12 protein-coding genes and 2 riboswitches are annotated in these 12,607 nt (G+C 70.8%); of the genes, 5 read left to right on the top strand and 7 right to left on the bottom strand.

Annotated features, from left to right (window positions below):
- The first annotated feature begins 133 nt into the window (after window positions 1-133).
- On the top strand, window positions 134-850 hold the full coding sequence (locus OG470_RS29880) for an isocitrate lyase/PEP mutase family protein (RefSeq protein WP_328417644.1): 717 nt from the start codon (window positions 134-136) through the stop codon (window positions 848-850).
- A 19-nt stretch (window positions 851-869) separates the two neighbouring features.
- On the opposite strand, the gene OG470_RS29875 is transcribed toward OG470_RS29880, so the two are convergent.
- From OG470_RS29875 to OG470_RS29865, 3 genes are all read right to left on the bottom strand, one after another.
- Window positions 870-1,598 (bottom strand): DUF1223 domain-containing protein, encoded by a 729-nt coding sequence (locus OG470_RS29875; RefSeq protein WP_328417642.1) that lies wholly within the window; start codon window positions 1,596-1,598, stop codon window positions 870-872.
- Between the two features lie 67 nt (window positions 1,599-1,665).
- Window positions 1,666-3,270, bottom strand: coding sequence for an MFS transporter (locus tag OG470_RS29870; protein WP_328417640.1), 1,605 nt, complete (start codon window positions 3,268-3,270; stop codon window positions 1,666-1,668).
- 224 nt (window positions 3,271-3,494) lie between these two features.
- A complete protein-coding gene (locus OG470_RS29865) occupies window positions 3,495-4,691 on the bottom strand; it encodes a DUF418 domain-containing protein (RefSeq protein ID WP_328417638.1) in 1,197 nt (398 codons plus the stop codon).
- Between the two features lie 107 nt (window positions 4,692-4,798).
- Here OG470_RS29865 and OG470_RS29860 point away from each other — a divergent pair, with 107 nt between their 5' ends.
- Window positions 4,799-5,557: a TetR/AcrR family transcriptional regulator gene (locus tag OG470_RS29860; RefSeq protein WP_328417636.1), complete on the top strand. Its 759-nt coding sequence runs from the start codon at window positions 4,799-4,801 to the stop codon at window positions 5,555-5,557.
- Between the two features lie 16 nt (window positions 5,558-5,573).
- Here OG470_RS29860 and OG470_RS29855 read toward each other — a convergent pair whose 3' ends face one another.
- The 3 genes from OG470_RS29855 to OG470_RS29845 are packed head-to-tail and all read right to left on the bottom strand — an operon-like array spanning window position 5,574 to window position 7,188.
- Entirely contained in the window at window positions 5,574-6,224 is a 651-nt protein-coding gene (locus OG470_RS29855) for a histidine phosphatase family protein (RefSeq protein ID WP_328417634.1), read from the bottom strand.
- Window positions 6,221-6,994, bottom strand: a complete 774-nt coding sequence (locus OG470_RS29850) for a CbtA family protein (protein ID WP_328417632.1) — start codon at window positions 6,992-6,994, stop codon at window positions 6,221-6,223. Before OG470_RS29850 ends, OG470_RS29855 begins: the two co-directional genes overlap by 4 nt.
- On the bottom strand, window positions 6,985-7,188 hold the full coding sequence (locus tag OG470_RS29845) for a CbtB domain-containing protein (protein ID WP_328417630.1): 204 nt from the start codon (window positions 7,186-7,188) through the stop codon (window positions 6,985-6,987). The genes OG470_RS29850 and OG470_RS29845 overlap by 10 nt, the downstream gene beginning before the upstream one ends.
- Window positions 7,189-7,223: 35 nt before the next feature.
- Window positions 7,224-7,370, bottom strand: a riboswitch (cobalamin riboswitch).
- Window positions 7,371-7,502: 132 nt separating this feature from the next.
- Window positions 7,503-7,718, top strand: a riboswitch (cobalamin riboswitch).
- A gap of 203 nt (window positions 7,719-7,921) precedes the next feature.
- Here OG470_RS29845 and OG470_RS29840 point away from each other — a divergent pair.
- The 3 genes from OG470_RS29840 to OG470_RS29830 all read left to right on the top strand — a co-directional run bounded on the left by OG470_RS29840 (window position 7,922) and on the right by OG470_RS29830 (window position 11,701).
- Window positions 7,922-10,255: a ribonucleoside-diphosphate reductase subunit alpha gene (locus OG470_RS29840; RefSeq protein ID WP_328426684.1), complete on the top strand. Its 2,334-nt coding sequence runs from the start codon at window positions 7,922-7,924 to the stop codon at window positions 10,253-10,255.
- A 38-nt stretch (window positions 10,256-10,293) separates the two neighbouring features.
- The gene (locus OG470_RS29835) at window positions 10,294-11,289 is read left to right on the top strand and encodes a ribonucleotide-diphosphate reductase subunit beta (protein ID WP_328426682.1); all 996 of its coding nucleotides are present in this window, start codon (window positions 10,294-10,296) and stop codon (window positions 11,287-11,289) included.
- A 109-nt stretch (window positions 11,290-11,398) separates the two neighbouring features.
- On the top strand, window positions 11,399-11,701 hold the full coding sequence (locus tag OG470_RS29830) for a GNAT family N-acetyltransferase (protein ID WP_328417628.1): 303 nt from the start codon (window positions 11,399-11,401) through the stop codon (window positions 11,699-11,701).
- Window positions 11,702-11,745: 44 nt separating this feature from the next.
- On the opposite strand, the gene OG470_RS29825 is transcribed toward OG470_RS29830, so the two are convergent.
- A complete protein-coding gene (locus OG470_RS29825; RefSeq protein ID WP_328417626.1) occupies window positions 11,746-12,540 on the bottom strand; it encodes a siderophore-interacting protein in 795 nt (264 codons plus the stop codon).
- Window positions 12,541-12,607: the final 67 nt, after the last annotated feature.

Raw genomic sequence — 12,607 nt, 5'->3', positions numbered from 1 at the left:
GCGTCTGCGGCTCGGCTGTCCAGAGGTACGTTGTGGGTCCCGCTGCGCTCACAGCGGGCACATCGGCCGAGCGGTCCGCGCACCTTCGGTCCGTACCAACACCGTCCGCATCCCTTCGGGAGACGTGAAAAAGATGACCGCCTCCACCTTCCGCGCCCTGCATCACGGCCGTGCCGCCGGTGACCCGCTGGTCCTGCCCGGGCCGTGGGACGCGGCCAGTGCCCGGGTCTTCGCCGACGCCGGCTTCCCGGCGCTCGCCACCCCGAGCGCCGGGGTCGCCGCTTCGCTCGGTTACGAGGACGGCGCAACCCCGCCGGACGAGATGTTCGCCGCGGTGGCGAGGATCGTCCGGGCCGTCCCGGTGCCCGTGTCCGCTGACATCGAGGGCGGTTACGGCCTCGCTCCCGGGGAGTTGGTCGGGCGGCTCCTGGAGGCGGGCGCCGTCGGCTGCAATCTGGAGGACTCCGAGAACCACGCCACGCTCAAGGATCCGCAGCGGCACGCGGACTGGCTGGCCGAGGTACGGGCCGAAGCGGGCGACGCACTCTTCATCAACGCGCGCGTCGACACCTTCCTGGTCGGGACGGGTGACCCGGCCGACGCCGTGGCGCGCGCACGTCTGTACGTGGCCGCCGGCGCCGACTGCGTGTACCCGCTCCTGGCGCCGCTCGAGGTGCTCCCGGTGCTGCGGGAGGGCATCGAGGGTCCGCTCAACATGGCGGCCGACACGGACAAGGAGTCGGTGGCCGAGTTGGGACGGCTGGGCGCCACGCGCATCACCTTCGGTCCGGGGATGCAGCGGTATGCGACGAGGGCGATCGGCGAACTCGCGGCAGGGCTGCGCTTCTGACTCCCGGCGATCCGGGCTGTTACCGAGGCTCGGCGGACAGGTCGATGGCCACGGCGCCGACGACGGCCTTGTCACCGTCGTTCTGCACGTAGCCGACCACCGCGGCCCGTCGAGGGTCAAGATCTGGCGGCGTCTCCAGTTCCACCCGCCCACGCTCGGCGTCCAGACCCAACGACGTGAAGGCGCGCACCACGTTGTCCTGCCGCAGCGTCCGGCCGGCATTCTCACCCCGGGCGACGTCGCTCTCCAGGCCGCGTTCCACGATCGCCACGTTCACCACCGCGCGCTGCGGCGGACGCTCGGTCTGATAGTCGATCATCACGCGCTGTCCGCCGCCGGCGCCTCCGGCGGAGTCCTGGACCGACAGGGCGAGCGGTGTGGGGGTTGCCGAGGTCAGCGCGGCCGCGATCGCGGCCGACGCCCGTCGACGGTCGGAACCGACGAACTCGACGGTGCCGTTGACCACCATCTGCGGGGTGTACAAGCGCCCGGAGCCGAAGGCCCGCGCGTACGCCTGCTGTCGCGCGGTGTACGCCGCGTCGGCGAACGGATCCGGCCAGCCCAGATCGTCCCAGTAGTCGACGTGGAATCCGAGGGCGAAGACAGGCTGTCCCCGGGTCCGGGCATCGCTCTCGATCTCGGTCAGCACTTCCTCCGCCGGAGGACAGCTCGAGCAGCCCTGGGAGGTGAACATCTCCACGAGGGCGAAGCCGCCGTCCGTCGACCCGGTGCGCGGTGGGTCCGTCATGGCGCGTCTCCTCCGTCAGTCCTGCTGGCGGTTCTCCGATTCCCGTTCCGGCCGTGACCATGCCTGCTCACCGTCGCTGTGCTGGCCAGGTCGCCCACCTGCCGGTACCGGACCGGGCAGGACTCCCGGGCCCGGGGCCACCGTCAGCGCCCGCTCCTTCCGCGACGGGCGGACGGTCTGCCGAGGCAGCGGGGCGTGGTCTGCCGGGTCGCATGAGGACGGTCACGAGCAGGCCGGCGATGACCCCGACGGCTCCGGCCACGGCGAAGGTCGCCTGGACGCCGGCCACTCCGGCGGCGTGTGCCGCGCTGTCCAGCAGTTGCCGACCGGCTGCCGGAGCGGCACGCAGCAGGCCGGGTGTCTGCCCGCCGACGATGGCGTGCGCGACGCGCCCCGGGTCCGGAATGTCACGTCCGGCCAGGATGCTCTGGGCGCGGGTGGTGAACACGCTGCCGAGCGCGGCGATGCCGAAGGCGAAGCCGAGTTGGCGGGCGGTGTTGACCGCTCCGGCCGCCATGCCTCCGCGGTCGGCGGGTACCAGGGACATGGAGAACGAGCCGAGGATGGGTGTCGCGAGGCCGACGCCGACGCCGACGAGAGCGAGCCCGGGCAGCAGCGACGGCCAACCGGCCGGACCGCGCAGGAGCGCCGCCGTGAGCAGGCTGCCGAGCCCGACGAACAGCAGCCCGGCGCCGATCACCAGGTCTGGCCGGCGGCCGTGCAACACCCGCCCCAGCACCGCCGAGACGCCGAACGCGGTGACGGACAGCGGCAGGCCGGTGAGCCCCGCCGCGAGCGGGCTCATTCCCAGCACGGACTGGAGCCAGATCGAGGTGTAGGTGAACGTGGTGAAAGCGGCGAACGTCAGCAGCAGCCCAGCGAGCAGCACCGCGACGAACGAGCGGTTGCGCAGGAGGGCGAGATCGAACATGGCGTGTCGGGTGCGGGCCTCGATCGCGACGAACCCGGCCAGCAGGAGCGCCGCGCCCACCAGCAGCCACCAGACACCGACGGAGGACCAACCGTCCTCGTTCGCGCGGATGAGTCCGTAGGTCGCGCAGGCCGCGGCGGCGCTGAAACTCGCCATGCCAGGGACGTCGATCCTGCGGCGTACCGGCGCGTGGGCTTCAGTGAGCGTCGTGCGACACAGCAGGATGGCGGCGGCGCTGACCGGCAGGTTGACGAGGAAGATCCAGCGCCACGACGCGCCCTCGGTGAGCAACCCGCCGAGGATCGGCCCCAGCGCGGCCGAGGCACCCGACACCGCGCCCCAGATGCCGTAGGCGCTTCCCCGGTCGCGACCGGTGTAGGCGTTGTTGAGCAGGGCGAACGTGGTGGCGAACATGGCCGCCGCGCCGACGCCCTGTACGGCGCGCGCGGCGATCAACGCGCCCGAGTTCGGCGCGAGACCACACATCAGCCACGAGACGGCGAAGAGCGCGAGCCCGACGACGTAGGCCCGGCGGTGGCCCACCCGGTCGGCGATCGAGCCGGCGCCGAGCACCAGTGCGCCCAGCGCGAGAGCGTAGGCGTCCATGACCCACTGCAATGCCCGGAAGGACGCGTCCAGGACATCGACCATGTCGGGCAGGGCGACGATCACGATCGTGACGTCGATCAGGAGCATGAGCGTACCCAGGCAGACCGTCAGCAGCGGCAGCCACTTGCGCATTCTGATACCTGTCTTCTTCCGGGCGGGTGCCTCGGCGGGTCGACTGCCCGAACTCCGGCTGGTCGAACAGACGCAACCAGCTTCCGCCCGTCCGGCGTCGGACAACCTGTGCGTGGCAGGTGATTCGAGTCCGCACCGCCGTACGGTGCACGCTGGGATCCACTCCAGCGCGCACCGCGCGCCCCTCCGGCCGGTGAGCCGGAGGGGCGTCGTACACCTGGGTCCTAGGTCCGGGGCCCGTAGGTCAATCTGCGCAGGACGACCTCGGCGGGCCCGGGCCGCCCGCGCTTGTCGAGCAGGCGGGCGATCAGCACGGTCACCAGCCAGACGACGACCGCGATGATCAGGCCGCCAACGGTACGGCTGCCGAAACGGTCGCCGAGGGCGAGCGTGAAGGGTGCCAGGAGGACCAGCCAGGCCACCGACTGGAACAGGTATCCCGACAGGGAGCGCTGGCCCAGGGCGGAGAGCGCGCCGACGACGGGACCGGGCCGGATGACCCGCATGGCGACCAGGCCGAAGACGGCCACGTAGCCGGGGCCGGCGAACATGCCGCTGGCGCCGTGGAGCATGAGGCTCAGACTGGCGGTCGACGTGTCGACGTGCAGCCACCCGGCGCTGACCAGGGCAGCCGGGAGACCTCCGGCGACGGCGATCCCCAGTCCCAGGGCGGCGGTCCACCTGAGCAGGGTCCGGTGGCGGGCCAACTCTTCGAGGACGCGGCGGCGGGCCGCCCACATGCCCAGCCAGGTGATGAAGATGAAGGGCAAGACGGTCAGCGTGTGCGCCGGCCACTCGGCGAGGCGGTCCAGGATGGACGTGACGTAGTCGGGCGCCGCGAGGGAGTCGACGTGGTCCGACGGCAGCGGAGCCGATCCGCCCGGGCCCCCGATGCGGCTCACCACGACGGCGCTGAGGACCAGGATCTCCACGACCGCCAGTGCCCACAGCACCAGCGCGATCCGGTGGAACCTGTCACCGCGGCGCAGCAGCGCCAGGGTCATCACGATCCCCACGATCCCGTACGCGCCGAGGAAGTCGCCGTAGTAGAGCAGAGCGGCGTGCGCGAACCCGAAGACGACGAGCCACAGGTTGCGGCGCAACAGCACGGAGCGGACCTGCTGCCGTGTGGCGCCGGAGGCGTCCTGGCGCCGGGCGAGCTGGACGAGTCCGTAGCCGAACATCACGGCGAAGACCGGGTAGCCGCGTGCGTGGACGAGTTCGAACAGCAGGAAGTTGAGGCCGCGGTCCACACCTTGCGGCGCGCTGTCGAGGCCCGGCTCGCCAGCGAAGACGACTCCGGCGACGTTGGCCAACGCGATGATCAGCAGCATCGCTCCGCGGGCCAGGTCCGGTGCGAGGGCGCGTTCGGCGCGAAGCACCGGCCCTCTCGATGTGCGTGGTGCGGTGTCGATGCTCATGTCGTCCCTCTCCCCGTCCGGCTTTAGTATGTCGGAGAAAGTATCACGGGCATACTAATGCCGTCTGGCATGATGAGCCCTGAATTCCGGAGGCGAACGAGGGGGCCATGACCAGCGACGACTTCGTTCCGGCTCGGCTGCGCCGGCTGTGGGGCATGTCCGAGTCGTCGCGGCTCGGGCGGCCGGCAGCCCTCGACGTCAATCGGGTCGTCGCTGCGGCGGTGGATATCGCCGACCGCGACGGGCTCGGCGGCGTGACGCTTCCCAAGGTTGCCAAGGTCCTCGGCTTCACCGGAATGTCGCTCTACCGGTACGTCGGCTCCAAGGACGAGTTGCTCACGCTCATGGCCGACGCCGCCATGGGCGTACCGCCGGACCCCCGCACCGACGACTGGCGGGACGGGCTGAGCGGTTGGGCCTTCGCGCAACGCGCGGTGTTCCAGCGTCGGCCGTGGCTGACACGCGTGCCCACCTCCGGACCGCCCTCCGGCCCGAATCAGATCGCCTGGATGGAGACCGGGCTGGCGGTCATGTCCCGTACCCGGCTCGACTGGGCACACAAGATCGGCGTCCTGTCGCTGATCAACGGCTACGTGGTCCAGTCCGTACGGCAGTACAGCGACCTCGCCGAGGGCAGGGCCGAAGGCCAGGGGCAGGCCGACGCCGAGCGCGACTACGGCCGCGCGCTGGTGCGTCTCGTCGAACCCGAGCGCTTCCCCGAGACAGCCCGGCTGTTCTCCTCGACGCTGTTCGAGGCGCCGCCGTCCGACACCCCTGACGCGACGATCGCTGACGCGGACTTCACGCTCGGACTGGAGTTGATCCTCGACGGCGTCGCCGTCAGGATCGGGCGCTCCGACTCCTGACGCGCGGTCCCGCCTCTCATGCCGGTCGCTTCGCGGTCGTAGGTTGGTGGTCCGCACCGACGTTCGGTGTCCCGCACGCCGGCGGCGCGCCCAGTCGTAGCCGCCACCGTGACCCGTCGCCGGTGAGCCGGACGATCGCCAGCGGCTCGACGTCCAGTTGCCGGAACGTCGCCAACGGCAGATCGAGGGCGTGGACGATCGCAACCCGGAGCACGATCGGGTGGGTGACGGCGGTGATCCGCTGGCCACGGCCGCGCTGCCCGTCCAGCCAGCGGCCGACCCGGTCCCGCAGCGACAGGACTGATTCCCCTCCGTGCGGCGCGGCGTCCGGTGCGGACAGCCACTCGCGCAGCGCCTGGGGCTGCTCGGTGCCGACCTCCTCCAGCAGCCGTCCGGACCAGTGTCCGTAGTCGCAGTCGGCCAGCGCCGCTTCGATGGTGGGCGTCAGGCCGAGGGCGTGCGCGGTCTGGGTGGCCGCCGCCGCTGGACTGGACAGGCAGACGTCGGTGGCGCCCAGGATCGACCGCTGGCCCGGCGCGGCGGAGGCCAGGGCGAGGGCGGCTCGCAGGCCGCCCTCGTCCAGGCTGTCGTTCTTCCCGCCGAACCGGGCCCGCCGCAGGGCGGCGGTGTGACCGTGGGCAACCAGCCGCAGGCTGGTGGCGGTCACGTGCTCAGGGGTGCGCTGGCGGTTCCGCGACGCCGTTCGTGGTTCATCAGGGCCGCGAACAGCAGGCCGATTCCGGTCCAGAGCACCACCTGGGTGCCGAGGGAGGCCAGTCGGAAGTCCCACAGCAGGGCGGCGGGAAAGTCGTCCGGGACCTCCTGGAACGACGGCAGCACCACGTAGGACACCGCGGTGACCAGCAGGAATCCGCCGAGGGCCGTGGTGGCCCGAAGCCACTGTGGCGCCCCGTCGCCGAGCGCTCGGTAGCCCAGCGAGCCGGCCCAGACGGCCACCAGGCCGAGCACCACCATCAGCAGGTAGGTGCCGGTGCGCTGGTCGATGGTGGCCGGGTCACCGACGGCCGGGGGATTGGCCGGGTACTTGATGAACGGCACGATCACCACGCCGAGCAGCGCAGCACCGGCCAGCAGCAGACCCGACCGTCCGTCGTCGTAGGCCCGCCGCCGGCGACACAGCAGGACGTACGCGGTGGCCAGCAGGCCACCCATCGCGGCGCCGAACAGACCGGTGGCCAGGAACAGGCCGCCACGCTGGCCAGACCTGCTGACCAGGGCATCCTCGTGATCGTGTCCGCCACCGGCGGGCTCGGCGTGCGCCGCGGCCTGCTCGATGGCGATGGCCCCCTCGACGTGTGGTTCACCGGCGACGTAGGCGAACGTTCCGGCGAGCAGACCCGCGGCCAGGCCGGCGAGCAGCCCGCGAAGGAGAACGCTGACGAACGTGGGCGCGGCCCTGGTGGCGGTCAGTGGCACGGGACACCGAGCAGGTGCCGGCCGTCGTGCATCAGCTCGTGCAGGTACATCCCGCTGCGCGAGACCGCCCCCTGGTCAAAGGCGACGAGATAGGCCAGCAGCGTGAGCACGGCGACGGCGGCCAGAACCGTCCACAGGAGACGGGTAGTGCCAGCGGGATGCACCAACGGCTGGCTGGACGTGGAGCTGGACATGCGTACGCGAACCTCCTCGGGGATGACGCGTCCCCATCGCAAGGCTGCGGACGACCGAGTGTCCTGGCTCGCGGCCCCTCCCGTAGAGGATGGGGACCGCTCACAGTGGCGCGACCGCGCCGGATTCACACCGGCTTCCCTCGCGTCGCCGCAGATAGTGGGTCGACCGTATCGGTGCCGGTCCGAACGGTCAACCCGGTCCCCGCGGCATCGGGGTGGACGGTCTCAGGCGTCGGTGACGGCCGTCACCAGTCCGGCCACCGACACGCCCGGGACCGACATGTGGGGTGTGACAACGGCGTCCCTCCCTATATATGGTGTCGAGCGCAGCTGGTTCGGCCGCTCATCCAGAGGGTCGAGGCAAGAGGGAACCCGGTGGAAATCCGGGACTGCCCCGCAGCGGTGAGTGGGAACGACCGCCGTCATCAGCACTGGGCCGCCAAGCGGCCTGGGAAGCGACGGCCAGTAGGAGACCGGCGAGTCCGGTCGTGCCCGCAAGTCCGAAGACCTGCCAGCGCGCCGTGCACCCGCACCCGGGTGGGCGGCGGTCCGACGCCGCGTGGGACGGCTGACGCCACCTGACCCACGCCCGTCGGCGTGGCGTCCGCCGGTGTCTGTCTCCTCGTGTCCGAGGGCCATCAGGTCTCGAACTCGCGAGGAGTGAGTAGTGACGGTCACCCAGGTAGCTCCGGTCACCGGCGACCCGACCCCGCCCGGCCGGCGGCGGACGCAGATGCATGTCCGCAAACGCGACGGCGCCAGCGAACCGGTTGACGTGAACAAGATCGTTCGAGCGGTCGAGCGGTGGACCGACGACCTCACCGACGTCGACCCGCTGCGGGTGGCGACCCGCACGATCAGCGGCCTGTACGACGGCGCGACGACCGCCGAACTGGACCGGCTGTCCATTCAGACCGCCGCCGAGATGATCGGCGAGGAACCGCAGTACTCCCGCCTCGCCGCCCGGCTGCTGGCCGGCTACGTCGACAAGGAGGTCCGCCGGCAGGGCATCACCTCGTTCAGCGCGGCGATCCGGATCAGCCACGCCGAGGGCCTGATCGGAGACGACACCGCCGCGTTCGTCGCCGCGCACGCCCGTACCCTCGACGATGCCGTCGATGCGGGCGGCGACCGGCGGTTCGAGTACTTCGGCCTGCGCACGGTGTACGACCGGTATCTGCTGCGCCACCCGAGCAGCCGGCTGGTGCTGGAGACCCCGCAGTACTGGCTGCTGCGGGTGGCCTGCGGGTTGTCCCGTACGCCGGACGAGGCGGTCGACTTCTACCGGCTGATGTCCAGCCTGGCCTACCTGCCCAGCTCGCCGACGCTGTTCAACTCCGGCACCCGGCACACCCAGATGTCCTCCTGCTACCTGGTCGACTCCCCGCGTGATGAGTTGGACTCGATCTACCAGCGGTACGCCCAGGTCGCCAACCTGTCCAAGTTCGCCGGCGGCATCGGCATCGCGTACTCCCGGGTCCGGTCCCGGGGCTCGCTGATCCGCGGCACGAACGGGCAGTCCAACGGGATCGTGCCGTGGCTGCGCACACTGGACGCGAGCGTCGCGGCGGTCAACCAGGGCGGCCGGCGCAAGGGCGCGGCCTGCGTCTACCTGGAACCGTGGCACCCCGACGTCGAGGAGTTCCTGCAACTGCGGGACAACACCGGCGAGGACGCCCGGCGTACCCACAACCTGAACCTGGCCAACTGGATCCCCGACGAGTTCATGCGCCGTGTCGAGGCCGACGAGCTGTGGTCGCTGTTCGACCCGCACGAGGTACCGGAACTGCCCGACCTGTGGGGGGAGCGGTTCGACGCCGCGTACCGGGCGGCCGAGGCGCAGGGCCGCTACGTGCGGCAGGTCCCGGCGCGGGAGCTGTACGGGAAGATGATGCGCACCCTGGCCCAGACCGGCAACGGGTGGATGACCTTCAAGGACGCGGCGAACCGGCTGTGCAACCAGACCGCCGAGCCGGGCAACGTGGTGCACCTGTCCAACCTCTGCACCGAGATCATCGAGGTGTCCAGCGACGCCGAGACCGCCGTGTGCAACCTCGGCTCGGTGAACCTCGCCGCCCACCTCACCGACGGCGGCGTCGACTGGGAACGGCTGCGCGCCACGGTCCGTACCGCGGTGACGTTCCTCGACCGGGTCATCGACATCAACTACTACCCGACCCCGCAGGCGGCGGCGAGCAACCCCCGCTGGCGGCCGGTCGGGCTCGGGCTGATGGGCCTGCAGGACGTGTTCTTCGCGCTGCGGCTGCCGTTCGACTCCCCGGCCGCCCGGGAGCTGTCCACCCGGATCAGCGAGGAGCTGTACCTGACCGCCCTGGAGACGTCCGCCGAGCTGGCCCGCCGTTTCGGCGCGCACCCGGCGTACGGGCAGACTCGGGCAGCGCGGGGGCAGTTGCAGCCCGACCTGTGGGGGGTCGAGGGAACGCAGACCGCACGGTGGGCCGAGCTGCGGGAGCGGGTCGAGGCCTACGGGCTGCGCAACTCGCTGCTGGTGGCGGTCGCCCCGACCGCCACCATCGCGTCGATCGCCGGTTGTTACGAGTGCGTCGAGCCGCAGGTGTCCAACCTGTTCAAGCGCGAGACGCTGTCGGGGGAGTTCCTCCAGGTCAACACCGCTCTGGTACGCGAGCTGAAGACCCGTGGCCTGTGGACCGACCGGATCAGGTCGGCGATCAGGCGCGCCGAGGGGTCGGTGCAGGACATCGCGGAGCTGCCGACCGACGTCCGGGAGCTGTTCCGCACCGCCTGGGAGCTGCCGCAGCGGGCACTGATCGACCTGGCCGCCGCCCGCGCACCGTTCATCGACCAGTCCCAGTCGCTGAACCTCTTCCTGGCCTCGCCCACCATCGGCAAGCTCTCCTCGATGTACCTGTACGCCTGGAAGGCCGGGCTGAAGACCACCTACTACCTGCGTTCCCGCCCCGCCACCCGGATCCAGCAGGCCACCGTCGCGCCCACCGCCGTCGCCCTTGTCGCACCCGCGGCCACCGACGCGGAGGCACTGGCCTGCTCGTTGGAGAACCCCGAGTCGTGCGAGGCCTGCCAGTGACCGCCGCCCACACCACCACCGACACGAGGACCACGCACATGCTGCTCGACCCCGGGATGGACCTCACCCTCCGCCCGATGCGTTACCCGCACTTCTTCGACCGGTTCCGCGACGCCATCCGCAACACCTGGACCGTCGAGGAGGTCGACCTGCACGCCGACCTCGCCGACCTCGACAAGCTCTCCCCGGCCGAGCGGCACCTGGTCAGCCGCCTGGTGGCCTTCTTCGCCACCGGCGACACCATCGTCGCCAACAACCTCGTGCTCAATCTCTACCAGCACGTCAACAGCCCCGAGGGTCGCCTCTACCTGTCCCGGCAGCTGTTCGAGGAGGCGGTGCACGTCCAGTTCTATCTCAACCTGCTCGACACGTACGTGCCCGACGAGACCGAGCGGTTCGCCGCCTTCGCGGCCATCGAGAACATCCCCTCGATCCGCCGCAAAGCCGAGTTCTGCTTCCGCTGGATCGACTCCCTGAACGATCTTCGGGAGCTGCGGACCCGCGAGGACCGCCGGACGTTCCTGCTCAACCTGATCTGCTTCGCCGCCTGCATCGAGGGGTTGTTCTTCTACGGCGCCTTCGCCTACGTCTACTTTCTGCGCTCCCGTGGCCTGCTCCACGGCCTGGCCTCCGGCACCAACTGGGTGTTCCGCGACGAGTCCATGCACATGGCCTTCGCATTCGACGTCGTCGACACCGTCCGTCGCGAGGAACCCGACCTGTTCGACGACGACCTCGCCGACCAGGTCCGCCAGATGCTCAACGAGGCCGTCGAGTGCGAGGTCCAGTTCGCCGAGGACCTGCTCGACCACGGTGTGCCGGGACTGACCCTGACCGACATGCGGGAGTACCTCCAGCACGTCGCCGACCGGCGGCTCGCCCAGCTCGGCATCGCCCCGCACTACGGGTCGGCCAACCCGTTCGCCTTCATGGAGTTGCAGGACGTGCAGGAGCTGTCCAACTTCTTCGAGCGGCGGGTGTCGGCGTACCAGGTCGGGGTCAGCGGCACCGTCGCCTTCGACGACGACTTCTAGCCCTGACACGACGAAGCCCCGGACCGCTGTCGACAGCGGTCCGGGCTTCGGTCCGCGGTGCCCTCGCACCGACCAATTGGCCGGCTGGACAGCGTGGTTGGATGGTCCGGTGCAGTTCACCGTGACAGACGCGCCGACGCGGGAGCGGTTCGAGGCGCGCGACGAGGCGGGCGTGGTCGCCGGGGTGGTCACCTACCAGCTGACCGGCACCATCATCGTCTACACCCACACCGAGGTTGATCCGGAGTTCGAGGGCAAGGGCGTCGGGTCGACCCTGGCTCGTGCCGTGATGGACGACGCGCGGGCCAAGGGTCGGACCGTGGTGCCGATCTGCCCGTTCCTCGCCGAGTGGCTGGGCAAGCACCCGGAGTACGAGGGCATCGTGGCCCGATCGACCCGCAAGGTCAAATAGCTCCGGGTGCGGATGCCGGACGACGGCGGCCGTAGGCGGAAGGTTCAGTGTGCGGCGACCTTCCAGTAGCCGCAGAAGTAGACGCGGTCCTTGGCCATGCCCCGTTCGGCGCAGAGGTGCCGGCGGACGGTCGTGACCATTGCGGACTCACCCGCCACGAAGGCGTACGGCGTGCCGGCCGGCAACGCCAGCTCACGCAGCGTGCGGATCACCACATCACTGCCGCCCGCCGGTGTGCCGCCGCGGTGCAGCCAGGTCAGCGTGACACCGGCGGGCGTGCGTACCTCGATCTCGTGTTCCGCGGAACCCACCTCGATCAGCGCGATCGCCCGGGTCCCTGGCGCCAGCGCCTCGACAGCCGCGGTGATCGCCGGCATGGCGGTCTCGTCGCCGATGAGCAACTGCCACTCGGTGTCCACGGGCGGGGCGTAGTCGGAGCCGTCACTGAGCACGCCGATCGGGTCGCCGGGTGCGGCTCTACGCGCCCAGGCCGAGGCCGGTCCGCCGTCGCCGTGGAGCACGAAATCGATGTCCAGCTCCCGCCGTCCGGCGTCCAGGCGCCGGACCGTGTAGTTGCGAACCACCGGCCGCAGCTCGGCCGGCATGGCCTGCAGGGCGGGCCACCACTGCTCAGAGTCCGGCAGGTGCAGTTCGGCGCCGGGTGCGGCGAGGAAGATCCGCGCCAGCTGGTCCGGTCCGCCGTAGCCGAAGCGGTCGATCTCCATGCCGGTCAGCGTGATACGCCGCAGATGAGGTGTGAGCGGCCGGTTGGCGACGACCTCGGCGAGCATCGGGCGTTTGATCAGCCCGGCCTCGACCGGAATGGTGGCGACGGTCATGTGCCGCTCCTTTGTGGATCGTGAGCCATGCCCTGGTCCGAAGTTAGGCTAGCCTAGCCTCGCTTCG

Source organism: Micromonospora sp. NBC_00389 (assembly GCF_036059255.1).
Taxonomy (GTDB): Bacteria; Actinomycetota; Actinomycetes; order Mycobacteriales; family Micromonosporaceae; genus Micromonospora.
This window is presented reverse-complemented; position numbering and strand designations above follow the sequence as displayed.